21 protein-coding genes and 1 tRNA gene are annotated in these 26,147 nt (G+C 61.7%); 11 read left to right on the forward strand and 11 right to left on the reverse strand.

Annotated features, from left to right (window positions below; genetic code table 11):
• Nucleotides 1-11 precede the first annotated feature (11 nt).
• Nucleotides 12-88: transfer RNA gene (locus tag Tal182_RS20740), tRNA-Arg, on the forward strand.
• A gap of 320 nt (nucleotides 89-408) precedes the next feature.
• Nucleotides 409-672 carry a DUF982 domain-containing protein gene (locus Tal182_RS20745; protein ID WP_064805335.1) on the forward strand — a complete coding sequence of 88 codons (264 nt, stop codon included), beginning with the start codon at nucleotides 409-411 and terminating at the stop codon, nucleotides 670-672.
• Between the two features lie 130 nt (nucleotides 673-802).
• On the opposite strand, the gene Tal182_RS20750 is transcribed toward Tal182_RS20745, so the two are convergent.
• Nucleotides 803-1,318: a DUF2937 family protein gene (locus tag Tal182_RS20750; protein ID WP_085861010.1), complete on the reverse strand. Its 516-nt coding sequence runs from the start codon at nucleotides 1,316-1,318 to the stop codon at nucleotides 803-805.
• A gap of 167 nt (nucleotides 1,319-1,485) precedes the next feature.
• Here Tal182_RS20750 and Tal182_RS20755 point away from each other — a divergent pair, with 167 nt between their 5' ends.
• Both Tal182_RS20755 and Tal182_RS32360 read left to right on the forward strand, forming a co-directional pair.
• Nucleotides 1,486-1,725, forward strand: coding sequence for a hypothetical protein (locus tag Tal182_RS20755; protein ID WP_085860599.1), 240 nt, complete (start codon nucleotides 1,486-1,488; stop codon nucleotides 1,723-1,725).
• Nucleotides 1,726-1,845: 120 nt separating this feature from the next.
• Nucleotides 1,846-1,998 (forward strand): hypothetical protein, encoded by a 153-nt coding sequence (locus Tal182_RS32360; protein ID WP_164517809.1) that lies wholly within the window; start codon nucleotides 1,846-1,848, stop codon nucleotides 1,996-1,998.
• A 68-nt stretch (nucleotides 1,999-2,066) separates the two neighbouring features.
• On the opposite strand, the gene Tal182_RS20760 is transcribed toward Tal182_RS32360, so the two are convergent.
• Together Tal182_RS20760 and Tal182_RS20765 are read right to left on the reverse strand one after the other, a co-directional pair.
• Nucleotides 2,067-2,357: a BON domain-containing protein gene (locus tag Tal182_RS20760; protein WP_064805340.1), complete on the reverse strand. Its 291-nt coding sequence runs from the start codon at nucleotides 2,355-2,357 to the stop codon at nucleotides 2,067-2,069.
• Between the two features lie 61 nt (nucleotides 2,358-2,418).
• Entirely contained in the window at nucleotides 2,419-3,069 is a 651-nt protein-coding gene (locus Tal182_RS20765) for a hypothetical protein (protein ID WP_085860600.1), read from the reverse strand.
• A gap of 379 nt (nucleotides 3,070-3,448) precedes the next feature.
• Here Tal182_RS20765 and dxr point away from each other — a divergent pair, with 379 nt between their 5' ends.
• Nucleotides 3,449-4,639 (forward strand): 1-deoxy-D-xylulose-5-phosphate reductoisomerase, encoded by a 1,191-nt coding sequence (dxr, locus tag Tal182_RS20770; protein ID WP_085860601.1) that lies wholly within the window; start codon nucleotides 3,449-3,451, stop codon nucleotides 4,637-4,639.
• Nucleotides 4,640-4,654: 15 nt separating this feature from the next.
• Here the strand turns inward: dxr and ugpC are convergent, their stop codons facing one another.
• The 7 genes from ugpC to hemA form a co-directional block, all read right to left on the reverse strand.
• Nucleotides 4,655-5,740 (reverse strand): sn-glycerol-3-phosphate ABC transporter ATP-binding protein UgpC, encoded by a 1,086-nt coding sequence (gene ugpC / locus Tal182_RS20775; protein WP_085860602.1) that lies wholly within the window; start codon nucleotides 5,738-5,740, stop codon nucleotides 4,655-4,657.
• An 11-nt stretch (nucleotides 5,741-5,751) separates the two neighbouring features.
• Entirely contained in the window at nucleotides 5,752-7,674 is a 1,923-nt protein-coding gene (locus tag Tal182_RS20780; RefSeq protein ID WP_085860603.1) for a glycoside hydrolase family 127 protein, read from the reverse strand.
• 19 nt (nucleotides 7,675-7,693) lie between these two features.
• Entirely contained in the window at nucleotides 7,694-8,557 is an 864-nt protein-coding gene (locus Tal182_RS20785) for a carbohydrate ABC transporter permease (RefSeq protein ID WP_011427038.1), read from the reverse strand.
• Nucleotides 8,554-9,471, reverse strand: a complete 918-nt coding sequence (locus Tal182_RS20790; protein ID WP_064811472.1) for a sugar ABC transporter permease — start codon at nucleotides 9,469-9,471, stop codon at nucleotides 8,554-8,556. Before Tal182_RS20790 ends, Tal182_RS20785 begins: the two co-directional genes overlap by 4 nt.
• A gap of 73 nt (nucleotides 9,472-9,544) precedes the next feature.
• The gene (locus Tal182_RS20795) at nucleotides 9,545-10,783 is read right to left on the reverse strand and encodes a sugar ABC transporter substrate-binding protein (RefSeq protein WP_085860604.1); all 1,239 of its coding nucleotides are present in this window, start codon (nucleotides 10,781-10,783) and stop codon (nucleotides 9,545-9,547) included.
• Between the two features lie 69 nt (nucleotides 10,784-10,852).
• Nucleotides 10,853-11,917, reverse strand: coding sequence for a LacI family DNA-binding transcriptional regulator (locus tag Tal182_RS20800; protein WP_237350420.1), 1,065 nt, complete (start codon nucleotides 11,915-11,917; stop codon nucleotides 10,853-10,855).
• Nucleotides 11,918-12,176: 259 nt separating this feature from the next.
• The gene (gene hemA, locus Tal182_RS20805) at nucleotides 12,177-13,391 is read right to left on the reverse strand and encodes a 5-aminolevulinate synthase (protein WP_085861011.1); all 1,215 of its coding nucleotides are present in this window, start codon (nucleotides 13,389-13,391) and stop codon (nucleotides 12,177-12,179) included.
• 328 nt (nucleotides 13,392-13,719) lie between these two features.
• Between hemA and Tal182_RS20810 the strand changes: the two genes are divergently transcribed.
• From Tal182_RS20810 to Tal182_RS20820, 3 genes are all read left to right on the forward strand, one after another.
• Nucleotides 13,720-13,977: a YMGG-like glycine zipper-containing protein gene (locus tag Tal182_RS20810; protein ID WP_011427043.1), complete on the forward strand. Its 258-nt coding sequence runs from the start codon at nucleotides 13,720-13,722 to the stop codon at nucleotides 13,975-13,977.
• A 167-nt stretch (nucleotides 13,978-14,144) separates the two neighbouring features.
• Nucleotides 14,145-16,073 (forward strand): autotransporter assembly complex family protein, encoded by a 1,929-nt coding sequence (locus tag Tal182_RS20815; protein WP_170965836.1) that lies wholly within the window; start codon nucleotides 14,145-14,147, stop codon nucleotides 16,071-16,073.
• 60 nt (nucleotides 16,074-16,133) lie between these two features.
• Nucleotides 16,134-22,556 carry a translocation/assembly module TamB domain-containing protein gene (locus tag Tal182_RS20820; RefSeq protein WP_085860605.1) on the forward strand — a complete coding sequence of 2,141 codons (6,423 nt, stop codon included), beginning with the start codon at nucleotides 16,134-16,136 and terminating at the stop codon, nucleotides 22,554-22,556.
• Between the two features lie 176 nt (nucleotides 22,557-22,732).
• Here Tal182_RS20820 and Tal182_RS20825 read toward each other — a convergent pair whose 3' ends face one another.
• On the reverse strand, nucleotides 22,733-23,170 hold the full coding sequence (locus Tal182_RS20825) for an Lrp/AsnC family transcriptional regulator (protein ID WP_170965837.1): 438 nt from the start codon (nucleotides 23,168-23,170) through the stop codon (nucleotides 22,733-22,735).
• 122 nt (nucleotides 23,171-23,292) lie between these two features.
• Between Tal182_RS20825 and rocF the strand changes: the two genes are divergently transcribed.
• The 3 genes from rocF (at nucleotide 23,293) to Tal182_RS20840 (ending at nucleotide 26,125) form a co-directional block, all read left to right on the forward strand.
• The gene (gene rocF, locus Tal182_RS20830; RefSeq protein ID WP_064811477.1) at nucleotides 23,293-24,228 is read left to right on the forward strand and encodes an arginase; all 936 of its coding nucleotides are present in this window, start codon (nucleotides 23,293-23,295) and stop codon (nucleotides 24,226-24,228) included.
• A gap of 22 nt (nucleotides 24,229-24,250) precedes the next feature.
• A complete protein-coding gene (gene rocD, locus Tal182_RS20835; RefSeq protein ID WP_085860606.1) occupies nucleotides 24,251-25,450 on the forward strand; it encodes an ornithine--oxo-acid transaminase in 1,200 nt (399 codons plus the stop codon).
• 198 nt (nucleotides 25,451-25,648) lie between these two features.
• The gene (locus Tal182_RS20840; RefSeq protein WP_064707940.1) at nucleotides 25,649-26,125 is read left to right on the forward strand and encodes a chemotaxis protein CheW; all 477 of its coding nucleotides are present in this window, start codon (nucleotides 25,649-25,651) and stop codon (nucleotides 26,123-26,125) included.
• Nucleotides 26,126-26,147 lie beyond the last annotated feature (22 nt).

Consider the following 26,147-nt stretch of genomic DNA (forward strand, 5'->3'; position numbering starts at 1 on the left):
GGCGTGCAAGTGGTCCCGTAGCTCAGCAGGATAGAGCATCAGATTCCTAATCTGGGGGTCGCGCGTTCGAATCGCGCCGGGATCACCACTATCAAACAATCTACATCGAAATGTTGCCGCCGCATGTCGCAATCGTTTTGCAGCTGCTTCCGTTGATTTCCAGGGATTCAAACGAGGCAGCGGCAAGCGGCTCGATACGTGGCTGACATCGGATTTCTCCGGCTTATACCTTCAAAGATGATGTCGAGCTCGGCTGTGAGCATCCCCGTTCACGATGCATTGTGCCCTCTTTCGAGGTGCCAATTCATTGCCTTTCGATGCCATGCCAGCTTTTGCGTAAACCGTCGCGCGCAGTGGCACGCCCCTTGCACCGTTAACAATATGCCATCCCATCAGGAGTATTGTGTAATGGAATGGGGCACTTCGATCGAATTCGATCCCGTCATCCTTCTCTTTAACAACCCGGAACGGCTTTTTTCCGTCAGGACGGCCGTGGGGGCCGCCCACGCGCTGATGAACGAGTTCCCTTACGACGACGGAAAGGAGTTCCTTGCTGCGATTGAAATCTGCCTGGACGTCGTGAAGGGTAACGCTAAATCTGAGCAACTGAGGGCGGCGATTATTCGCGCCGCGGACGAAGCTGGCGTAACGGCCATCGCCGTTCTTCATTGAGCTAGGCAGGGCGTCGTGCAGCGGCCGCTTGCTTTAAGTCGTCTGCTTCCTCGCATGCTGCGGGAGGAGTGGAATGACTGATCTCGTCTTAAAGATGGGCAGCAGGGCGGCGCCTGACTCCCGTATATGCTCACGGCACCTGACGATAGGCTCGTCGGCGTCCAACGCGTCGTGCCCCCAATCCCAGCAGCGCCGCCACAACCGATCCGCCGACAAAACCGATGGCGCCCCAGACGAGGCCGGCAAAGCTCATCGGCACCCCGGGCACGAAGTCGCGCCAGGTATTGGCGAAAACCACATCATCCGCATTCCTCAGCAGCAGGAAGGGCTTGGCGACGGGGGCGGCGGTGCCGAGTTTCAGTTGCTGCGACTGCAGTTCTTCGTAACGCGCGATCGTGCTCTGCATCGAGACGCCGCGGTCGCGCAGGAAATCGTCGGAAGATTGGGCATAGGCGTTCAGCGCCTGCTCGCGGTCGAGCTGATGCTGGGCGGCTTGGCGGTTGAAGTCCTCGACGATGACACGCAGCTCATCGATCGCGCCGCCGATCCGCTGGCGATATTGCTGCGCAAATTCAGGCGCTTGCGAAAACACCGTGCCGCCGGCAAGTCCGGCGACAATGGCGATGATCCTTGCAATCTGTCCCACGATCGAGGCCTCCGGCTGTGCATCTGCGCTAACGATCCGCGGCCGCAAAGGTTTCTGCCTTCGATACAATCGGTAACGCTATGTGATTGAACCGGCGGCGCTTCCGACGAGTTGAGACTATGACCAACAAGTCGCTCCCGTGAGCAACTGAGAAAGAGAGGTTCGTCATGAAACAGTTTATCCTTGCTTGCACGCTCGCTGCAGCGTCCGTCCTTTCCGCCATGCCGTCCCAGGCGGCCAGCGTGACGATCACCACGGATAACCCACGTCCTTATTATAGCGATTCGGAAGGCCCCTATTATCGCCACCACATGATGCGCCGCGTCTCCGATGATTGCTTCACCAAGACGGAAAGAATCCGCCGTCACGGCCATACGATCATCAAGGAGACCCGGATCTGCCGATAAGGCAGTGTCTATGCACGAAAAGCCCGGCCGCTCCTCCCCTGGTCGGGCCTTTCCTCTGATTTCGCCATCAGGAACTTCGCGACATCGGCCGCGTTTATCGCGAAAATGGGAGAACGCATCATGCGTATCAAGATGACTCTTTTGGCAATCGCCTATGTCGCCGTCAGCGCTCTGCTGCTTGCCATCGCCTATCAGCCGCAGGGGCCGGTGACCGCAGCGAAGACCGATCGCCTGGAAGGTTCATCCTTCCTCGTCGAGCGCTTCGCAGGTTGATCAGCCGAGCACCGGCGTAACAGCGTGCGGCCGGCAAGACCGGCGATCGCAAGCGAGTTTCGATAATATCAATGCGGGTCGCCCCTAGCAGACCCGCTGAGCAGGATTCGGTTCTGCACCGCGGTCACGCCTTCCACCGCCCTGGCGACGGCGGTTGCCCGTTCGATCTCCCCGACCGTACCAACAGTGCCTGTCAACACGACCTGATCTTCCTCCATCGTCACTTCCACATCCGACGCATCGATGCCGCCGGCAATTGCCAATGCATTGGCGACGGCGGCCTCGAGAGATGCGCGATTGGCGATCTCCGCTTCCATTTCGGGCGCAAGCCCGTGAAATGTCGGCTCTTTGAAAACCATATTCCATTCCTCCGAAAAACCTGAAGAAGAAACGCCACCAGCCTCGTTTGGTTTCGTACCGCTACCACTGCACGCGATAGCGAAGATTGACGCTGCCGGCCTCATCGGGCGAGAACGGATTGCTGACCGAGGCATCGAGGTTGAGGTTCGGCAGGATGGCCTGGTTGACCGCCACCGTGCTCGAGAAGTCGCCGCTGGCATTGCTGACGCCTGCGCCTGCCGAAAGCGAGGTTCCCGTCCAGGGATGGATCAATTTCAGCGCCTGCAACGCCGTCACCGAAGTCTCCCTGGCATCGACCGGATCGTAACGGACGCTGACGGAGCGGCTCGATTGCATGTCGAGCGAATCCGACAGGATCCAGCTGCGCGAGCGGCTGAGCGTCAGCGCGCCGCTGCCGCGCAGCGTGTCGACGCTGACCCTGGCGCCCTGCTGCGCTTGGCCTGCCGGCGTAACACTCGTCTTGCTGATCCTGCCCCAGAGCATGGCCTGTTCGGAATCGGGCAGCGGCGCACCGCCTTTTGTCGCTGCCAATGCGAGGTCGGCGCCGGCGCTCGTCTCCCATTCCGCCGGCAGACGAAAACCCATCGTCGCCTTGTACGACCGATCCGAAACCTTGGCAGGCGACCAGATCAGCAGGTCGTCCGCCTTTGCAGCCGCGCTCAGCGAAGACAGGATGGCGAAAAGAAGGATGATTATTCTGAATATCGTCATGTGATCCGATCGCTTTGACCTGACACGTGCCGGCTCATCGAATGGCACGATACCGCACCAAAGTGCCCGCAGAGAACGTGGACGGGCAGCACGGCCAAGCCGTTCATCCCGATGTCATCCTCGATTTAATGTTGGCCGAAAAAGCCGAGGGCAGCCAAGTGCCCGTTTTTCAATGGCCGCCACAGCGCCCCGATTGCCCATGTGCCTGCGAGAGGCCGCAGGGGAATCACATCCCCTTCAGGAATGTCCTAAGGATCACATCCAGCCGCCGCTCTGTAAACCCCTGCAGGGCCGATATCTGCTGCACCGCACACTTGCCGCACCCTCCAAACCCTAGTAGAGCCTGAGCCTACGAGAGACATTTTTCGCGAAACTCCAAATGATGACCGGCAAAACCGCGCCGCGGCGCCTCAGCATCTTCGGCTCCACCGGGTCGATCGGCCGCAATACCCTCAATGTTGTTGAACATCTGGGCGGGCGGGAGAACTTCGAAATTTCCGTTCTGACAGGCAACGGCAATGTCGAGCTGCTCGCCCGGCAGGCCAGATCCTTCGGCGCGCGGCTGGCGGTGACGGCAAACGACCGGCATTATGAAGCGCTGAAAAGCGAACTTTCCGGCAGCGGCATCGCGGTCGCGTCGGGGAAATCCGGCCTCATGGAGGCAGCTGACCGCGAAGCCGACTGGGTGATGGCGGCAATCGTCGGCACCGCGGGTCTGGCGCCGACACTGGCCGCTGCACGCCGTGGCGCCGATATCGCCCTTGCCAACAAGGAATGTCTGGTGTCGGCCGGCGATCTCTTCATCGGGGCGATCCGCGCCGGCGGCGGCAGGCTGCTTCCCGTCGACAGCGAGCACAATGCGATTTTCCAGGTGCTGGAAGAAAACCAGCGCCATGCCGTCGAGCGTGTTGTCCTGACCGCCTCGGGCGGCCCTTTCCGCACCGCCTCGTTGAAGGAGATGGCCGATGTGACGGTGGAAACCGCGCGCGCCCATCCGAACTGGTCGATGGGCTTGAAGATCTCGATCGACAGCGCCTCGATGTTCAACAAGGCGCTGGAGATGATCGAAGCCCGCCACCTTTTCGGATTGAGGCCCGAGCAGATCGAGGTGATCTTCCATCCGCAGTCGATCATTCATTCCATGGTCGGCTATACCGACGGTTCGGTGCTGGCGCAGCTCGGCGCACCTGACATGCGCACCGCCATCGGGTACGCGCTGTCCTTTCCGCGCCGGCCGAACCTGCCGGTCGAGCGGCTGGATTTCGCAAGGCTCGCGAGACTGGATTTCGAAGCGCCGGATCAGGTGCGGTTCCCCGCCCTGCGGCTGGCGCGCCTTGCGATGACGCGCGGCGGCGTTCAGGGCGCGGTGCTGAACGGCGCCAAGGAAGTGGCGCTGGAGGCCTTCATCGAAGGGCGCCTGTCCTTCCTCGCCATGGCCGAGGTCACCGAGAGGGTCATGGATGATCTGGCCGGCCTGCCGCCGGCTGCCGGCATGGACGATGTCTTCAACGCCGACAGGCAGGCCCGGCAGCGCGCGTCGGCGCTGATGAAACTCGATCTTGTCGGGTGAGGGTTCGGGCGGCGATTATCGCAGCCGATTGCCGCCTTCGTCAAACAATCGGCAATTCGACGGCTCGAACTGCAGGCTGACCTCTTCCCCGGCAGCAATGCTGGTCGGTGACCGGTGCTCGACGGTGAGCGACTGGCCATCGCAGAGCTGGCAGTAGAGATACTGCGTTCCGCCGAGATATTCCGAAAAATCGACCCTTGCCGTCATGCTGCCTGTGAGCTCCGGGGCCACCTTCAGATGCTCCGGCCGCAGACCGAGCGTCACGGCCGCACCGGCCGGCCTGTCTTTCGGCAACAGGCCACTTTCGACGCGCCCGCCGGCAACGTCGACCAGACCGTCTTCGCCCCATCGAGCATTCAGGAGATTCATCCTCGGCGAGCCGATGAAGCCCGCCACGAATGTATTCGAAGGATTCTCGTAGATTTCGCGCGGTGTTCCGGCCTGCTCGACGCGACCGTCACGCAGCACGACGATCTTGTCGGCGAGCGTCATCGCCTCGGTCTGATCATGGGTGACATAGATCATCGTGTTGCCGAGCTCGCGATGAAGGCGGGCGATCTCGATGCGCATGGAAACGCGCAGCTCTGCATCGAGATTGGAGAGCGGTTCGTCGAACAGGAAAACATCGGGCTCGCGCACGATCGCCCGGCCGATCGCCACACGCTGGCGCTGGCCGCCGGAAAGCTGCCCGGGCCGCCGGTCGAGCAGATGGTCGATCTTCAGGATCGCCGAGGCGGCCTTGACGCGCGTCTCGATCTCCGCACCATTCGTACGCGCCATCTTCAGTCCGAAGGCCAGGTTGTCGCGCACGCTCATATGCGGATAGAGCGCGTAGGATTGGAAGACCATGGCGATGCCGCGCTCGGACGGATCGAGATCGGTGACAACACGTCCCTTGATCTCGATCTCCCCATCGGTCACGTCCTCAAGACCCGCGATCATCCGAAGCAGCGTCGATTTTCCGCAGCCGGACGGACCGACGAAGACGACGAAATCGCCCTCCTCGATCGTCAGGTCGATGCCATGGACCACCTGCAGATTGCCATAGCTTTTTCGCACGTCCTGAAGGACGACGCTCTTGTTACCCATACCGTTCGTCATCCCCAAACGACCTACTTGTCCGCCTGGACCCAGACGAGCATCTCTCCGGGCGCGCGGTTGTCCCAGAGATGATAGGGCACAAAGCGTGCGGTGGCGACCCGCCTTTCGGCCGGCGCCTTGCGGTAGAGCGAATTGCCCCAATTCGATGTTTCCTCACGCTCGACCTTGAGATCGAGGGCGACGGCATCATTGAGGTCCTTCAGCACGACGGTTTCGGCGGCCGGGAGTTCGCGGGGCAGAACGATGGCGTTGAGATCTTTGCCATTGTCCGTTGTTTCCACGCAATAGACGAGCGGACCGCGCATCAAGGCGACGCGGCCGGCATCCTGGCGCACTTTCGGATTGGCATATTGCGGGCGAAGCGCCAGCGGCAGGTAGAGGGCCACCTTATCACCGTCCGCCCATTCGCGGTCGATCCTCGCATATCCGTCGCGGACATGAGCATCGAGGTCGAGCATCGCCCCGTTGACGCTGAGGGTTGCGCCCTCCGCCCAATCCGGAATGCGCAGCGACAGTGCAAACCGGGCCGGCTTTGCCAGCTTGGCCGTGAAGGCGACGGCGCCGTCCCACGGATAGTTGGTGGCCTGTTCCAACTCCACCTCGGCGCCGTTGGCAAGCTTCAGCCGGGCGGTGCTTTCGCCATAGAGATGTACGGCGATCTCATCATCGGCAACCGCATACATGTATGAGCCAATCGACGTCACCAGCCGGGCGATGTTCGGTGGGCAACAGGGGCAATGGTGCCATTTCCAGCGGTGGTGCTTGCCCGCACTTTCGAGCGGATTGTCATAGAAGAAGGTCTTGCCGTCTGTGGAAAGGCCGGGCAGCGCGCCGTTATAAAGGGCCTGCTCCATGATGTCGGCGTAACGCCGGTCCGGCCTGCGCCCGAGCATGCGGCTTGCCCAGAAGACCAGACCGACAGAGGCGCAGGTTTCCGCATAGGCCGTATCATTGGGCAGGTCGTAATAGTCGGTGAAACCTTCGTTGGACGCGGCCGGGCCGATGCCGCCGGTGATGTACATCTGCTTGGTCGTCAGATCGTCCCAGAGCGTTTCCAGAGCTGCCGTCAGGCTGTCGTCCTTGTATTCGGTGGCGATGTCGGCCATGCCGGAATAGAGGTACATGGCGCGCACGGCATGGCCGACGACCTTCGTCTGTTCTCGTACCGGCAAGTGCGCCTGACCATATTCATAGGTCTTCTGATGGAAGTCGGCAGCGCTCCGGCCGTCGCGAGCCGCTTCGGCCGTGAAGAAGTGCGGCTCGGTGCCGCGCTCATCGATGAAGAATTTCGAGAGGTCGAGATATTTCTTCTCGCCGGTCACGCGAGCGAGCTTGACCAGTGCCAGCTCGACTTCCTCATGGCCGCAATAGCCTGGTATTTGACCCTCTCCATGGCCGAAAACCTTGATCATGTAGTCGGCGAAGCGGCACATGATGTCGAGCAGCTTGCGCTTGCCGGTCGCCTGATAATAGGCGACCGCGGCTTCCATCAGGTGGCCGGCGCAATAGAGCTCGTGATGGTCCCGCAGGTTGGTCCAGCGGCGGGATGGCTCGACGCGCTGGAACCAGGCGTTCAGATAACCGTCCTTATCCTGCATCCGCTCATACATGTCGATGATCTCATCGGCCCGAGCCTCCAGCTTCGGGTTCGGCCGGCGATAAAGCGAATAGGCGATGGTCTCGATCGACTTGCCGAGATCGGAATCCCAGAACATCTGCGTCGTCCCGCCCCACGGCTGAATGGGAATGACGACGCCGGGGCTCGGCTGACTGACGTCGATCGCCTTGAGCATGCCGGCTTCGACGCAGCGGTCGAGCAGGGTCTCGGCGGTCGAATTGCAGACGGCATCCTGCCATTTGCCCCAGAACCCGCCGAGCTCGACATCGGGAACGGCGACGGGGCGAAACTGGCGGTCGTTGCTTGACTTGGTCATGGGCTCTACCTTCTTGGGATCATTTCACCGCGCCGGCCATCAGCCCGCGCATGTAGTAGCGTTGCAGGAGCAGGAAGACGATCAGGCAGGGGATCGTCATGACGACGACACCGGCCTGCACCGCTCCCCAGTTGATGGCGCCGAGCCGCCCGGCGCGAACTGCCGTCATCAGCACCGGCAGGGTGTATTTCTCATTGCTCGAGAGCAGCACAAGCGCGGCGAGAAACTCGTTCCAGGCATTGAGGAACGCAAAGATCGCCACCGTCGCAACACCGGGAAGCACCAGCGGCAGGAGAACCCGCGCCAGGAGCCTCAGATCGCGCGCGCCGTCGATGCGCGCGGCCTCTTCGATTTCCTTCGGCACGGCGTCGAAGGCATTGCGCATCATGAAAACGGAGAAAGGCAGCTGCAGCGTCACATAGACGAGCGTCAGCCCGAGCAGCGAATTGTTGAGGCCGAGTTTTGCCAGGATGATGAAGAGCGGCGTCAGGATCGACTGGAACGGAATCATCAGCGTGGCGATGATCAGCACGAAGAGCGCATTCTTCATCGGGAAGCGATAACGCGAGAAGCCATAGCCCGCGAGCAGGCTGACCAGAACAGTCAGCACCACGGTGGCGACCGACACCAACAGCGAATTGATCATGTGCTGCCAGATGCCGGCGCCGAACGTATCGAGCAGCGCATAGGCATCGAAGCTGACCCCGGATGTCGGCCACGGCGGCAAGGGCGGCAGGCTGGCTTCGGCACCCGGCCGGAAGGAGGCGAGCAGCGTGATCGCGAAGGGCGCCAGAAAGAAGATCGAAATGGCGATGCCGGTGAGATGATAGGCCGACTTCGTGCGGATGGCCTTGCGGGCGCGGCGTTGCCTTGACGTCGTCATGGACGCTCCTCCCCGACGCGAAGCAGCCAGAGCTGGACGATGCTGATGGCAACCAGGATGGCGAGAAGGGCGATCGAAAGCGCTGCGCCATAACCGAGATTGAAGGAGACGAAGGACTGGTTGAAGACGTAATAGACCACCGAGATCATCTTGTTCTGCGGTCCGCCCGCCGTCATGATGTAAAACTGGTCGAAGGCAAGAATCGAGCCGGTGACCGAGACGATCAGCGCCAGCGCGATCGTCTTACGCATCAGCGGCAGCGTCAGATGCCGGAAACGCTGCCAGCGGCCGGCGCCGTCGATGCGGGCCGCCTCCGTCAGCTCGGACGGAATGGCCTGAAGCCCGGTCAGCAGAATGATCATGGTGAAGCCGGCGATCTTCCAGACGACCATCACCACAACAGTCAGAAAGGCCGTGTCGAAGGTCGCAAGCAGATTGGGGCTCTTTTCCAGAAGACCGAGCGCCTTCAAGGCTGGGCCGATGAAGCCGCTATCGACATTGGCAAGCCAGACCCAGAGCAGCGAGGCGGTGGCAAGGCCGACCACGACAGGCAGGAAGATGATCGTGCGGTAGGCGCTGACGAACTGCCGTTCCTTCTCGACGAAGATTGCCAGCGGAAAGGCGACGGCAAAGATCGCAATGGTGACGATCACGGTGTAATAGGCGGTGAAATTCAGTGCCGCCATGAAGCGAGTGTCGTTGACCATTCGGAAATAATTGTTGAAGCCGATCCAGCGCGACGCCCCCATCAACGGCCAGTTATGCAGGCTCATCCACCCCGTGAAGAGAACCGGCATGATGAAGAAGACGATGACCAGCGCCATGGCCGGCGCGATATAGGCAAGGCCGCGCCAGTTGGATCTGCGCCGCCGCCTGCGCCGAGGCAATAGAGTCTCTGAACCGGAACCGGTCATCAAACGCTCCGCATCTGTCAATTGAAGTTGGCCGGGAAGCTGCCACCGCTCCCCGGCCGCGGCCTTGGGAGAATTATTGGCCGCTATCGATGATCGACTGCATTTCCGACTGGGCGCTGGAGAACGCCCCGTCGACATCGTCGCCGAAGATCGCCGCATTGGTGAAGCTTGCCCAGGGACCGTTGGCGCTGTTGATCAGGTCGTTGAATTGCAGCGTATAGGGCGTCTTGGCGACACTGATTGCCTTCAGACCGACCTGCATGCGCGGGTCGAGACCTTCGAGCACCTTATCGGCAATGTCGCCGCGTGTCGGCAGGCTGCCATATTTCGCCATGATCTTCTGGCCGTCCATCGAATAGATGTATTCGAGAAATTCCTTCACGGCGTCGATCTTCTTCGTTCCCTTGGTGATGACGAAATTGTCGCCGCCGGCAAAGGACGACGGTTTGCCGTCGACGCCGGGAATGAGGGTCACGCCGAAATTGATCTCAGGATGCTGGGTCACCAGCGTACCGATGGCAAAGGCGCCGAGGCTCTGCTGGCCGATCTTGCCATTGGTGAAGGTCAGGAAGTTCGTACCGTTGTCGCTGGCCGCACCCGCCGGCACGAGGTCCTTCGTGACCATGTTGCGGTAGATGTCGACGGCCTTGCGCATCTGAGGCGTATCGAGCGTCGCTTTCTTGCTGTCGGCCGACAGGATGTCGGCGCCCGCACCCCAGACGAGCGGGGTGAAGGTGAAGATCATGCAGCCGCCGCAGCCGCCGCCGGAGAAATAGAAGCCGTAGGTATCGTCACCGAGAGCCCGGATCTTCTCGGCATTGGCGGTGATTTCGTCCCAGTTGGCCGGCGCCCTTTCCGGGTCGAGGCCGGCCTTCTTGTAGAGATCCTTGTTCCAGGCGAAAACCGATGTTTCCACAGAGAGCGGCAGGCCGTAGATCTTGTCCTGATAGGTGCCGAGGCGGACATGCGACGGCGACAGCGAGTTGAAATAGGGCAGCGACTTCGCCCAGTCCGTCAGGTCTTCCAGCTGGCCGGCCGCGGCAAAGGCGGGATTGTAGATGAGGTCCATCGACAGGGCATCCGGCGCCTGTCCGCCGGCGATTGCCGTCGCATATTTCTGCACCAGCTCGGAGAACGGCACTTCGGTCATCACGACCTTGTTCTCATGACTGGAATTATAAGCCTCGACGACCTTCTTGAACGCGTCGCCGATCCCCGACCGGACCCACATTTCGACGTTTTCGGCAGCCGATGCAGCCGACACCAGGCACAAAGTAGCGATGCCGGTCGCCGCCAATAGACGCTTGATCATGACACTCCTCCCAATATGGCGCATCTACTCGCGCCTTTGCTCATTTCCCTGATTCTCATTCCCTTAGTCTCATTCCGGAGGAGTCCTACCCCCGCATGACCGCCGGATGACGAGCCGGCAGGGCAATTTCCTCACTCCCGGCTCGACGGGCCGTCCTTCCGCAAGCGCCAGCACCGTCAAACCGGCCTGCCGCCCGAGCTCCTTCAGCTCCATATCCACCGTCGTCAGTGGCGGCCGCGTCTGGGCCGCAACAATCTCCCAATTGTCGAAGCCGATTACCGAAACATCCTGCGGCACCTTGACGCCGCGCTCACGCAGCGCATCCACCGCGCCACGGGCGATCTGGTCGTTGCCGCAGAAGAGCGCATCCGGCTTTTCCCCCGGTCTCTTCCAAAGCTGTTCCACCGCCTCATGGCCCCAGCTTTCCGACCAGACGCCATAGAGCACCGGCTCGCGGTGGCCCGCCACCTGATGATAGGCCCCGGCCCGCTCCCGCACCGAAAAGAAGTCTTCCGGCCCCGTAATATGCGCAATCCGCCGCCGCCCGATCGTCGCGAGCCATTCGACCGCCAGCCTCGCACCCTGTTCGTCGTCCGAACGGAAGGTAACGCTGTTCTGCGTCCCCTCGGTGAAGGCGTAGACGACAGGCACATGCAAATTCGACAAGTCGACAGGCAGACGCCTGTCCAGCCGCTTGCCGGTTGCGATGATACCGTCGACCTGCTTGTCCAGCATCGCATCGACATGGATCTGGGCGAGCGCCGGATCATCTTCGATGGCGCACAGGAAAACCGAGACCCCATGATCGACGAGCGCGTCCGAAATACCCGCCATCACCGGCAGCGTGAAACGGCCGTAAGTGTCGTTCGTCAGCAGCCCGATGGTGAAGCTGCGCTTGCTGAGAAGACCTCTTGCCAGCGCATTCGGCCGATATCCGATTTCGCCGGCAATCCGCTTCACGCGCTCGCGGGTTTCCGCTCCCATCCGGCCGGTGTCGTTGAGAGCCTTCGACGCCGTCGAGATGCTCACGCCGGCAGCCGACGCGACCTCATGGATGGTGATCCTGCCTCTTTTTCCTCCCGATATGTTCAGGCCTTCCTCCTTCTGAATTGGCTTGAGAAAAGCTTTTACCAATCTCTCTGTCAAGTGAGAAAAGGTTTTCTCATGCAATTCGACAGATGGAACAACAAGCGTGAATTGAAGGAAGGAAGGCATGGAAAAGGCCGATGCGAATCCACGAGACCGGACTGCAATGCGTCATTCATCGATAGAGCGACAGGGCAAAGGCTAGATAATCTTATCCAGCTGATGAATGCGGAACAAACAATCGCCGTCAGAACCTCCGATGGAGGTTCTGATTCGCGAGGTTAGAACCCAGGCGATCGTTGAAAGATCAGGCGACGTGCCTTGCTAGCGCGCAACGCGACCAGAGCGAATGCAGGGCTTCGACGAGATGGGCGATATCGGCGTCGGAATGCAGCGGTGTCGGGGTGATGCGCAGCCGCTCGGTCTTCTTCGGCACGGTGGGATAGTTGATCGGCTGGACATAGACACCGCAATTGTCGAGCAAGAGGTCGGAGATCCACTTGCACTTGGCTGCATCGCCGACCATCACCGGCACGATATGGCTGGGATTGTGCATATGCGGAATGCCGCGCTGATCGAGCAGCGAGCGCAATTTGCGCACCCGGTCCTGATGGCGGGCGCGCTCGAACTGGCTGACCTTCAGATGCTGGATCGAGGCGACGGCGCCGGCTGCCAATGCGGGCGGCAGCGCCGTGGTGAAGATGAAGCCGGAGGCAAACGAGCGGATGAAATCGCACAGTGCCGTCGACGCAGCGATATAACCGCCCATCACCCCGAAGGCCTTGCCGAGCGTGCCCTCGATCACCGTCAGCCGCTCCATCAGCCCCTCGCGCTCGGCAATGCCGCCGCCGCGCGGGCCGTACATGCCGACCGCATGCACCTCGTCGAGATAGGTCATCGCGCCGTATTGGTCGGCCAGGTCGCAGATCTCCTTGATCGGGGCGATGTCGCCGTCCATCGAATAGACGCTCTCGAAGGCGATCAGCTTCGGCGCCTTCGGATCGGCGGCGGCAAGCTTGGCTTCGAGATCGGCGACGTCATTGTGTTTCCAGATCACCTTGTCGCATTTGGCATGCCGGATGCCCTCGATCATTGAGGCATGGTTGAGCGCATCGGAGAAGATGATCAGGCCGGGGATTTTGGCACCGAGCGTGCCGAGTGCGGCCCAGTTGGAGACATAGCCTGAGGTGAAGATCAGTGCCGATTCCTTGCCGTGCAGATCGGCAAGCTCACGCTCGAGCAGGACGTGGTAATGGTTGGTGCCAGAAATATTCCGGGTGCCTCCCGCACCCGCGCCACAGTGGTCGATGGCGGTCTTCATCGCCTCGATCACTTTCGGGTTCTGGCCCATGCCGAGATAGTCGTTGGAGCACCAGACCGTGACTTCCTTCTCGCCATCGGCCGTATGGCGCGTCGCCCGCGGGAAGTTGCCGCGGTGACGTTCGAGATCGGCAAAAACGCGGTAGCGGCCCTCGGCATGAAGCCCGTCCAGCTCGTTTTTGAAAAATGCTTCGAAATCCATCATATGCTCCAGTATCACGCGGCCGTTCTTGCCGATGGGACGTCCGCGCGTCAATGCTTACCCTTTGGTTTAACATCAACTGCGGCAAAAGGCCCAGTTTTTTGAATGATTCCAGACAAAAAAATACGCGCGCCACAATCAACGGGGCCATGCGGCAAAAGCGCCCGACATAGGCGCAAAATCCGCAACACCCGCAACACCCCTTCAATGCAAAAAAATCCGGACAAGAGTGGACAACCCTTTCTTCCGACATAGTTTTCGAGCTAGCGTGCCAAAAAAACAATAGGGACGGCCTATGCCCATTGGGCGACAACCCAGGAGAAAAGAGATGAAAAAAGCTGTCATACTCGCATTGATCGGCCTGTCGGTCGCAAGCTGCACACCGACCCAGCAGGGCGCCGGCATCGGTGCTGCATCCGGCGCAGTCATTGGCGGTGCAGTCACCGGCAACGTTCGTGGCGCGGCGGTCGGCGCCGCCATCGGCGGCGTGTCGGGCGCCCTGATCGGCAGCGTCGCGGAACAGCCCGGCCAGTGCTACTATCGCGACCGCTATGGCCGCCGTTACATCGACGCTTGCCCGCGCTGAGAGCGCTGGCAAAACGCAAAAACAGGAAATCCCGGACACACATCCGGGATTTTTTGTGCTGAATTAGCGCATGGGCAATTTAAAATGGTACACCCTGCGCGATTTTGCCGCTAAGCTGTTCACGGCTGGGCAACGAAGCTTCATGTAGGCGTAACCAAAAGCAGCGGATGCGGATTAGAGGGACAAGTCCGAAAACAGGTTTTGCGTATCGGCGAACAGGCACCATGATGGTGGTCGCAGCGGCAGCTGCTTTCTCACCGGTCCTGATCGGCGATGCTTACGCCTTCAAGCTTTTCGGCATCACCATCTTCGGCAAGGAGGAGGACGAGAGCGAACAGGTGCCCGATCCGGTGCGCTATCACGTCGAGCTCAAGGCCGACACCGCCGATCCCGATCTCAGGGAAGCGCTCGAAAACAGCTCCCGCCTCGTCAGCGACCAGAAACAGCCCGTCTCCGGCGATCTCGGCATCGTCGTCAAGGCGCGTGACGACCGCGAGCGGCTGATCGCCACCTTGTATGAAAAAGCCCGTTACGGCGGCGTGGTGACGATCACCATCGACGGCAAGGATATCGACGAGCTGCCGCCCAATCCGACATTCGACCGCTCCGGGCCGGTCCCCGTCACCGTCAATATAACCCCCGGACCCGTTTTCAGGGTCAAAGAGGTGCAGTTCGGCGGCGACGCCGCGGACCGCAATCCCGCCGATTACGACCTTGCCCCCGGCGCCGAGGCCGGCTCGCTCGCCATCATCAAGGCCGGCGACAAGATTGTCGAACAGTTGAAAAGCGAAGGTCGGCCCTTCGCTAAATTGACCGAACGCAAGGTCGTCGCCGATCACAGGAGCGACACGGTCGACATCGTGCTTGCTGCCGAAGGTGGGCCTGTCGCCCCGATCGGCGATGTCGGGGTCACCGGCGAAAAAACCGTGCGGCCAGGTTTCATCCAGCGTTATTCCCGGCTGAACAAAGGGGATGCCTATTCGCCGGAAAGGCTGAAGAAGGCCGGCGAGCGGCTTCGCGCCCTCGGCGTCTTTTCGAGCGTCACCATTCATGAGGGCGATGTGCTGTCGCCTGATGGTACGCTGCCGATGACGATCGAGGTGTCCGAAGGCAAGAGGCGTTATTTCGGCGTCGGCGCGCAATATTCCACCACCGACGGCCTCGGCATCCAGGGCTATTGGGGCCACCGCAACCTGTTCGGCGAGGCCGAGACACTGAGGATCGAAGGCTCGGTCTCGCGGCTCGGCGAAGCCACCGATGTCGGCAGCCTCGACTATTCCGCCGGCATCCTCTTCACCAAGCCCGGCGCCTTCTTCCCGGCCGCCACGCTGAAGGCCGGTATCGTCGCCAAGACCCAGAATCCGGACGCCTATAATGCGACGCTCGTCACCGCCTCGCTCGGGCTTTCCTATGAATTGACCGAGAAGGACACGGTTTCGGCGAGCGGCGAAGTCAGCTGGGAGCGCGATGACGACGCCTTCGGCACCAATGACTATCTGACCATCGCCCTGCCGCTTCAGTATGATCGTGACGCACGCGACGACAAGTTCAATCCGACCGAAGGCTATCGCGCGACAGTCTCGGCAAAGCCCGGCTACGAGGTCTTCAACGCCACACCCTATGCGGCGTTCGAAGGCTCGATTTCCGGCTATCTGCCGTTCGGCGCCGAGGATCGCCTCGTGCTTGCCGGCAAGGTCGCCGCCGGCGTGCTGATCGGCGGCGGCGGAATCGAGGACATTCCTGCCACGCAGCGCTTTTTCGCCGGCGGCGGCGGCTCGGTGCGCGGATACAGTTATCAGGAAATTTCGCCTTACAACGACAATGGCGATGCCACCGGCGGCCGTTCCTATGTGACCGGGTCGCTGGAGGCCCGCTTCAAGATCACCGATACGATCGGCCTCGTGCCCTTCATCGATGTCGGCACCGTATCGGACAGCACCTTCCCGGGTTTTTCCGATATCCGCGCCGGCGCCGGCGCGGGAATACGATATGCCACACCTTTCGGGCCGCTGCGGCTTGATTTTGCCGTGCCGCTGAACAAGTACGAAGATGGCACAGATTATGGAATTTATGCCGGCATCGGCCAATCCTTCTAGGGTTGCGATTCCGGTTTGTTCCAATCGATGGGCCGCATGAAAACGGGGTAGTTCGCGCCGATGCAAACGCTGGCAAAAATCGTCAACTGGATCGTGCGGGTCACCGGTTATGCCGTCGGCGCCATCTTGATTCTCGCTGTCGCGGCGCTTGCGATCTTCGGCTTCACCTCCTTTGGCGCCCGCATCGTCACCGAAAAGATCGCCTCCACCCTTTCCAACCGCGATATGACGATCGAGGTGCGCGAACCGGAAGGGCTTTTGACCGGCGGGCTTCGCGCCACCGAAATCTCCCTATCCGACACGAGGGGCGTTTTTGCGGAAATCCACGGTGTGGCGATCGATTGGAACCCGCTGGCGCTGTTGACGGGAACATTCCACGCCAAGCGTTTCCAGATCGACACGATCAACGTGCTGCGCAAGCCGGTGCGCACCCTGCCCTCGCGGCCCAGCGCCGAAAACTCCGGCGGCTTCACTCTTCCGGTCAAGATCGATGTCGACCATGTGGCCTTGCCCGATATCAAACTGGCCGAAGCTTTTGCCGGGCGGGCTTTCGCGCTCGCCGCCGAAGGCAGCCTTTCGGCAAATGGCGACGGCGGCGAAGCGATGGTCAATGTCAGCCGCCACGCGGTTCCGGATGCGCGCCTTACTGCCGATATCGCCTACGCGCCGGCCGAAAACCGGCTGCGGCTGAAGGCGCAGCTTGCCGAGCCGAAGGGTGGGCTGTTGGCGGGCTTCCTCGGCCTGCCTGGCAATCCTGCGGTCAACATCGACCTCGACGGCCAGGGACCGATATCCGACTGGACAGGCAAGATACAGGCTGCGCTCGACGGGCAGCAGCGCGCTGCAATCGAGGGCCGGCATGCGATTGGCGCAGACAGGCTGCATCATCTCGATCTCAAGGGTGGCGGTGACCTGAGCTCGCTTCTTCCCGCAGCATTCCGGCCGCTTTTCGCCGGCCAGACCAATATCGATCTTGCCGCCACCTTCGACGACCACGGCAAGATCGATATCCAGACCGGCAATATCGCCACCGGCAGCGTCGTCATCGCCGCATCGGGCGCGCTTGATCCGGCCGGCAACAACAGCCTGAACGCCAATCTGCTCGGCACATCCGGCCCCGTCGATTTCCGCTGGCCGCTCGCCGAAGGCGAAGCGCGCTTCCTGATTTCAGGCCTCAACCTGGCTCTGACGGGCGATGCGCAGAGCGCCCGACTGAGCCTCAGCGGCTCGCTCGACAGCGCCACCCTGCCGCAGGCCGATATCGGCAACGTCAAGCTGACGGCAAAGAGCGATGCCTTCAATCTTGCCGCCCGTTCCGGCAGCGTTCAGCTGCGCCTCGTGGCCGGGGACGCAACCTTTGCCGAACCGAACCTCAATCGCGCAGTTCAGGGCCCTATCACGATCGCCTCGCCGCTCCAAATTTCGTCGGGCGACATTGGCTTCAACGGCACCACCGTCGAAAGCGCCAATATCAACGGCAGCCTCAATGGTTCCTATCGGCTGGCAGACCGCGCGCTGACCGGCAATGTCAAGCTGAGCGTCGAACCAGCGGCCCTGCCGGCCGCGGCGACGAGCAGGTTCGATCAGCCGATCTCGCTCGAAAGCCAGGTGACCGGCACGATCCCGTCGAAATTCGCGCTGTCCAATCTCGTCCTGAAATCCGGCACGCTTGAAGCCGCCGGCAACGTCGCGTTCGACGGTTCGATGTTGAACGCCGATCTTTCAGGTCGGCTGCCCGATATCGGCAAGCTGATGACGGGCGCGAGCGGCGGCGCCGGTTACGCGCTGAGGATCGGAGGCGAACTGCCGGCGATCTCCGTGACAGCCAATATCAAGGCTCCCAGCCTTGAGATGGCTGATCGCGCGCTCGCCGACCTCAATATCGATCTGTCGGGCGTCGCCGATGCCAAGGCGCCGCAGGGGAAGTTTGCGGCCACCGGCACGATCGACGGACAGCCGATCGGAATCAACGGTGACATCCGTTCTGAGAACGGCAGGACGAGCATTCCCGCACTGACCGCCGATGTCGGCGGCAACCGGCTGACCGGCAAGCTGGAGCTTTCGCCCTCCCTGACGCCCTCGGGCGCATTGACCTTCGATTTCCCCAAGCTCGGCTTGCTGGCTGCGCTCGGCGGCCAGAAAGCCGAAGGAGATCTCAAGGGTTCGCTCGGCATCGAGAGCGACGGCGGCAAGATCGCGCTCAAGCTCGTTGCATCAGGTGCCTCGATCCGCCGCGATACGCTGGCGATCATCAAGCCGGATATCGACCTCACGGTCAGCGATCTCAGCGCCCTTGCGGCAAACGGCACGATCCGCGCCGAAGAGCTGGCTGCCGGAGAAAACAGGCTCGCCGGCCTTTCGCTCGATTTCACCAAGCAGCAGAACCGAACCGATTTCGATCTCAACGCTGCCTATGACGGCAACCCGGTGCTGGCCGCCGGCAATATCCAGGCATCAGGCGGCACGATCGCGGTAAATCTTGACCGCTTCTCGGCCAGCCCCCGCAACATCCCGGTCGAGCTTGCCGCACCGACTGAGGTCACGATCGGCGGCGGCACCGCCAGTCTGGACGGACTGACGCTGAAAACAGGCACCGGTTCGGTGAGCGTCACCGGTTCCGCCGGCGAGACGCTGAAGCTGAATGCCGACATCCACCAACTGCCGGCAGCGCTGGCCAATGGTTTCGTGCCGAACCTTTCGGCCGGCGGCACAATCTCGGGAACGATTGCCGTGACGGGAACGCCGGCAGCACCCATCGCCGATTTCAAACTCGACTGGAAGGATGCGACGACCGGGCAGCTTAAGGGCGCGGGCCTGGCACCGCTCGGCATCAACGCCAACGGCAAATTTGCCGAGAAGAAGCTCGATTTCGACACGACAATCGCCGGTGCCGACAGCCTGTTACTCAAGGCCCGCGGCAACGTCGCTCTCGCTGATCCGACGGCGCCGGTGCTCGATATCGACGCCGATATCCTCAACCTGCCGGCGCAGGTCGCCAATGGTTTTGCTTCCGATCTCGCCGCCGAAGGCACGATCACGGGAAAGGTGACCGCCGCCGGTTCCCTTAAGGCCCCAATCGCCAATTTCGACCTCGCCTGGAAAAGCGCTGCGACGCGCCACACCAAGCGCGCCGGCCTCGCGGCTCTTGATGTGACTGCGTCCGGCAAATTCGCGGACAACAAGCTCGATTTCGATGCCGCAGCCATCGGCGCCGACAGACTCTCGCTCAGGGCAAACGGCAACGTGGATATCGCCGGGACGACGATCGGTAACATCAAGGTCGGCGCAACACTGGACAATATCCCCGCAGCGATTGCCAACGGCTTCGTTCCCGATCTCGCAGCGGAAGGCGCAATCTCCGGAACCGTCGCGGCCAGCGGGTCGCTTGCAGCCCCGGCCGCCGATTTCGATCTCCATTGGCAAAACGCCGCGGCGAGCCACACGAAACGGGCCGGCCTTGCCGGTCTTGGCCTCACCGCGTCCGGAAAGTTCGCCGACAACAAGCTTGATTTCGACGTCGCAGTTGCCGGCGCAGACAGCCTCTCGCTGAAGGCGAACGGCAATGTCGCCGTTACCGGCACGACGATCGGCACCGTCGCGGCCGATGCGACGCTGTCAAATGTTCCGGCAAGCCTGGCAAACAGCTTCGTCGCCGATCTCGCCGCCGAAGGCACGGTCTCGGGGAGGGTCTCGGCTGCGGGCTTGCTTTCGGCCCCCACCGCCAATTTCGACCTCAATTGGAAAGACGCTGCGACCAGCCACACGAAGCGTGCCGGCCTTGCCGCTCTCGCCGTTACCGCATCGGGGAAATTTGCCGATAACAAGCTCGATTTCAACGCGGCGGCCGGTGGCGACCAAGGTCTCTCATTGAAGGCCATGGGCAATGTCGCTCTCGCCGGTGCGGCAATCGACAGCGTGAAGGTCGATGCCGAAATCGTCAAACTCCCCGCCGCCCTCGCCAATGCCTTCGTCCCCGATCTGGCGGCCGGCGGCGTGATATCCGCCACGCTTTCGGCAGCCGGAACACCCGCTGCACCCAAGGCAGATTTCAAGCTCGACTGGGCGGACGCCGCGACCAGTCACACCAGAAGCGCGCATCTTTCCGGCCTCGCGCTTGCCGCATCGGGACACCTCGCCGACAACAAGCTCGACTTCAACGCCAATCTCGGCGGCAAGGACGCCCTGTCGCTGAATGCCGCGGGCAATGTGGCGATATCGGGCACTTCGATCCGCAACATTGACGTCAAAGCCGATCTTGCCAATCTACCCGCGAGCCTTGCCAACGGCTTCGTTGCCGGCCTTGCCGCGGAGGGCACGGTATCGGGAACGGCATCCGCCTCAGGACCGCTGCCCAAGCCCGCCGTCGATTTCAAGCTCGATTGGAAGAACGCCGCCACCGCCCAGACCAGGAGCAGCGGCTTGTCGGGCCTGAGTGCCGTGGCCTCCGGCAAGTTCGCCGATGGCAGGGTCGACTTCGATGCCAGCCTTGCCGGCAAGGACGGCATGTTGGCCAAGGCGGTGGGTGGCGTGACGATCGCGGGAACGGCCATACGCGACCTTTCGATCAATGCCGATATTCCGGCGCTGCCGGCAAATATCGCCAATGCCTTTGTTCCCGGCCTCGGTGCCGAAGGCACTCTGTCGGCGAGCGCCCAGACATCTGGAACGCCGGCAGACCCGATCGTCGATTTCAAGCTGAACTGGAAAGATGCCGCGACCAGCCACACCAAGGCCGCCGGCCTCTCCCGCCTTGCTTTGGCGGCGACGGGAAAATATTCCGGCGACCGACTGGATTTCGATGCCGACCTCAGCGGCAGTGGCGGCATTTCGCTGAAAGCCGCCGGCAATCTTTCCATTGCAGGCACTACGATCCGATCGATCGACGTCACCGCGAACGCTGCCAATGTTCCGGCCGCCATCGCCAACGGCTTTGTTCCGGGCATCGGAGCCGAAGGCACGATCACGGCGACGGCCAAGGCGACGGGCGCGCTGTCCTCGCCCGCCGTCGATTTCAAGGTCGATTGGAAGAATGCCGCGACGAGCCAGACGAAAGGCGCCGGTCTTTCGCCATTCAGCATCGGGGCATCCGGCAAGCTTGCCGATAACAGGCTGACAGTCGACACCAACCTTGCCGGCGATGCCGGCATGTCGCTGAAAGGCGGCGGTAGCGTCGTGATGTCAGGCAACCGCGCCGTCGACATGCGCTTCAACGGCAATGTTCCCTTCGCCGTGCTTGGCGCCCCGCTCGCACAGCAGGGCTTTGTCGCCGACGGCGTCGCCAGCGTCGATCTTAAGATTGGCGGAACGGCCGCGGCACCCGTCATCAACGGCACTGTCTCGACATCAGCCGCCAAGCTCGTCGACGTCAGGCGCAATCTTGCCGTCAACAATCTCGCAGCCACCGTCACCTTCAACGGCAACCAGGCCGTCATCTCGCGCCTCAGCGGCAATCTTGGCGGCGGCGGCACGATTTCGGCAAGCGGCACCATCGGCATCCAGCCGGCCGGCGGATTTCCCGCCGACATTTCGATCAAGCTCGACAAGGCCGTCTATGTCGACGGAACGCTTGTTGTCTCGACTGTCAACGGAACGGTGGGCCTGCGCGGGCCGATCATGAGCGCGACGCTGAGCGGCAAGCTCCGGCTGGACAAGACCTCGATCACCGTCCCGGAGAGATTGCCGACCTCGCTCCGCGAAATCGACATCCGGCATAAGAATGCACCGCGAGCGGTGCTGGCGCAGCTGCGCGATGACGGCGAGCGAAAGCCGGGCGAGAAGTCCTCCGTTATCACGCTCGACCTCCAAATCGATGCGCCCTCCCAGATCTTCGCGCGCGGCCGCGGCATCGATGCCGAGCTCGGAGGTCTCGTGACCATCCGCGGAACGGCGGCAGCACCCATCGTCACCGGCGGCTTTACCATGCGCCGCGGCCGGCTGACCATTCTCAACCGCCGTCTGAACTTCTCCGACAAGAGCAGGATCACCTTTGCCGGCGACCTGACGCCGGCGCTCGACATGGAAGCGACCTCTACCTCCGGCACGACGACCCTGACGGTCGATGTCTCAGGCCTTGCCACCGATCCCTCGATCACCTTTTCCTCCTCGCCCCAGCTGCCGCAGGACGAAGTGCTGGCGCAGTTGATCTTCGGCCAGTCGATGTCGAAGCTCTCGCCGGTGCAGATCGCCCAGCTCGCGGACGCCGTCAGCCAGCTGGCCGGCAACCGCTCCACCTCGCTCTTCGAGGGCCTGCGCAACCAGCTCGGCGTCGACGATTTCGACGTCAGCACCGACGAGAAGGGCCAGACGAGTGTCAGCGTCGGCCGCTACCTCAACGACCGTACCTATTTCGAACTGCAGCAGGGCGGCTCGGCCGGCGCCAAGGCAATCATCAATCTCGATGTCGGCCGCGGCGTCAAATTGCGAGGAGCCGCTGGCGGGAATGGTGCCGGCGAAGCAGGCGTCGTTTACGAGCGGGAATATTAAGCCGGCTAAATCAGGAGCAGAACGCAGCGGACGGCGGTTCGGTTCGGACCTGAGGTCTGCCACTCACCCTAACCCTCTCCCCGCTTGCGGGGCGAGGGGGACGTGCCAAATGCAACGTCGAGGTTGGAGCGGAGGTGCCGGCCGGCGGATGAGGGGCTAGTTCCGCAGATCATGCCCTAGAAACCTGTCTTGCTCGTTTTGAGAAGAATATTGGTCTCGGTCGAATTGATGCCGTTGATCAATCTTATTCGACGCAGCGTCTCGTCAAAGGCGGCGAGATCGCGGTCCTCCAGCTCGGCAACGAAATCCCATTTGCCGTTGGTGCTGTGAAGCGCACGCACTTGTGGCAGGCCCCTGAGCTGATCGGCTACCCGGTCGGCGAGCTTGCCGAGCACCTCGATCATGACGATGGCGCGCACGCCGGCGGATCGCGTCTCGTGACTGGTACGGATGGTGAAGCCGACGATGGTGCCGCTGGCGACCAGCCGGTCGATTCGGGCGGCGACCGTTGCCCGCGATGCACCGGTCATTGCCGCGAGCGAGGAGACGGAGATGCGAGCATTGTGGCGAAGCGCACTCAGAAGTTCCGTATCGAGATCGTCCACGTCGAACACTTTGCCAAAATAGCTTTATCAATCTGCGCAATCATAGTCCATTTCTGGCACTTTTCCATCTTTTTGCCGCCAGCCCTTTATCCCACTATCGGCCGAAACAGGCCTCAACACGGAGCCCTCGAATGAACGCGCAATCGCGATCTGTCACCCTCATCGGCGCACCCTTGGAAGAAGGCTCCGGCCGCAGAGGCGCCGCCATGGGCCCCGCAGCGCTGCGGATTGCCGGCGTCGACCAGACACTGATCGATCTCGGCCACGACGTCGCCGATATCGGCGATCTCTCCATCGTGCCCGCGATGGATCTGCCGAATCATCCGAAAGCCCATAATCTGAGGATCGTCGGCGCCTTTACGCGCGCATTGGAAAGCAGCGTCTATGACGTCGCCGCCGCTGGCCGCTTTCCGCTGATTCTCGGCGGCGATCACAGCCTGTCGATGGGCAGCGTCTCCGGTATGGCGCGTTATGCCGCCAGCAAGGAGCGCCCGCTCTTCGTGCTCTGGCTCGATGCCCATGCCGATTTCAACTCTCCGGCCACGTCGCCCTCCGGCAATATTCACGGCATGCCCGTTGCCTTTTTCTGCGGCGAGGCGGAGTTCGCCGAAATCCTCCCGAAGGACCGGCCCTTCGTCGACCCGAAGAATGTCTTCCAGGTCGGCATCCGTTCGGTCGATGCGCGCGAGCGCGAGGAAATCCATGAACACGGCGTCAATGTCTTCGACATGCGCGCGATCGACGAGCAGGGCATCGGCGCGATCATGCGGGAGATTCTCGCTGTCGTCGCCAAGGCCAACGGGCTGCTGCATGTCAGCCTCGATCTCGATTTCCTCGATCCCGACATCGCCCCAGGCGTCGGCACGACGGTGCCTGGCGGCGCGACCTTTCGCGAGGCGCATCTTGTCATGGAAATGCTTTCGGACAGCGGCCTCGTCTCGTCGCTCGATCTCGTCGAGCTCAATCCGTTTCTCGACGATCGCGGCAAGAGCGCTCGCATCCTGGTGGAACTGACGGCAAGCCTGTTCGGCCGCCGCATCTTCGATCGTCCGACACGTGCCGCATAGACAAGGCTGAGGGAGAAGCGCCATGAACACTTCGGAAAAACTGATCGCAACGGAACAGCGGCTCGGCGCCAACAACTATAAGCCGCTCGACGTGGTGCTGACGCGTGGCGAAGGCGTGTATGTCTGGGATACCGACGGCAATCGTTATCTCGATTGCCTCTCGGCCTATTCTGCGGTCAACCAGGGCCATTGCCACCCGAAGATTCTCGCCGCCATGGTCGAACAGGCGGGCAGGCTGACGCTGACATCCCGCGCTTTCCGCAATGATCAGCTCGCCCATCTCTACGAGGAGCTTGCCGCACTGACGGGCTCGCACAAGATCCTGCCGATGAATTCCGGCGCCGAGGCGGTGGAGACCGCCATCAAGGCTGTGCGCAAATGGGGATACGAGGTCAAGGGCGTGCCTGAAGGCAAGGCGGAGATCATCGTCTGCGCCGACAATTTCCATGGCCGCACGCTGAGCATCATCAGTTTCTCCACAGATCCCGACGCCCGCACCGGCTTCGGCCCCTACACGCCGGGCTTCCGCATCATTCCCTTCGGCGATGCCGAGGCATTCGAGGCCGCGATCAACGGCAATACCGTTGCGGCCCTCATCGAGCCGATTCAGGGCGAAGCCGGCGTCATCATCCCGCCGGCCGGTTACTTTACCCGTATCCGGGAACTCTGCACTGATAACAACGTCACTCTGATCCTCGATGAGATCCAGACCGGCCTCGGCCGCACCGGCAAGCTGCTGGCCGAGGAGCACGAAGGCATCGAGGCCGATGTGACGCTGATCGGCAAGGCGCTTTCCGGCGGCTTCTATCCCGTATCCGCCGTCCTTTCGAATTCCGAGGTGCTGGGCGTGCTGAAGCCCGGCCAGCACGGCTCGACCTTCGGCGGCAATCCGCTCGCCTGCGCGGTGGCGCGCACGGCCCTCAAGGTGCTCGTCGACGAAGGCATGATCGAGAATGCCGCCGCAATGGGCGATTATTTCATCGAAGGCTTGAGGTCGATCCGCTCCAACATCGTCAGGGAGGTGCGCGGTCGCGGCCTGATGATGGCGATCGAGCTGGAGCCCGAAGCCGGCGGCGCGCGGCAATATTGCCATGCACTGAAGGAGCGAGGCCTTCTCGCCAAGGACACCCATGACCACACGATTCGCCTTGCTCCGCCACTTGTTATAACGAGGGAGCAGGTCGATTGGGCCGTCTCGCAGATCGAAAAGACGATCGGTTGAAGTAGATCGAGGCGGAAAAGCTTCACACTCCCGTTCCCGATTTAGATTTGGGCAACACTCTTCCGTTAATGTCGTCGCTAACCGTAACGATGCTTTGCCAAATGCAAAGTCATCGCGTGGTGTGAAGGCAAAGCTCGTCGGCGCCAATGGTGGCGCACCCGCTTCTGCTTTGGCTTACGACAGTTGGGAAGAATTCTAATGGCCACGATCAATTCCACTAGCTTCAGCGGCGATACGCTCGAGATCATTGCCTTCCGCCTGCATGATCAGGAATTTTGCGTCAAGACCACGACCATTCGCGAAATCCGCGGCTGGGCGCCTTCGACCCCGATCCCGCATTCGCCGGCCGATGTCATCGGCGTCATGAACCTGCGCGGTTCGGTCATCCCGATCATCGATCTCGCCTATAAGCTCGGCATGAAGAGCACCGTTGCCAACGAACGCAGCGCCATCGTGGTCGCTGAAGTTCACAGCATGGTCATCGGCATGCTCGTCGACCGCGTCTCGGATATTCTCACCATCTCGTCCAGCCAGGTCCAGCCGGTGCCCGAGGTGACCGCCTCCTTCGACCGCGCTTTCTGCGAGGGCATCATCGCTTCGGAAAACGGCATGATCTGCTTCCTGAACCTCGCCAAGATGTTCAAGGAAAACGAGACGGATGAACTGGCTGCCTGATCTGCCAGAACAATTGGATATC

The organism is Rhizobium sp. TAL182 (assembly GCF_002117725.1).
GTDB lineage: Bacteria > Pseudomonadota > Alphaproteobacteria > Rhizobiales > Rhizobiaceae > Rhizobium > Rhizobium esperanzae.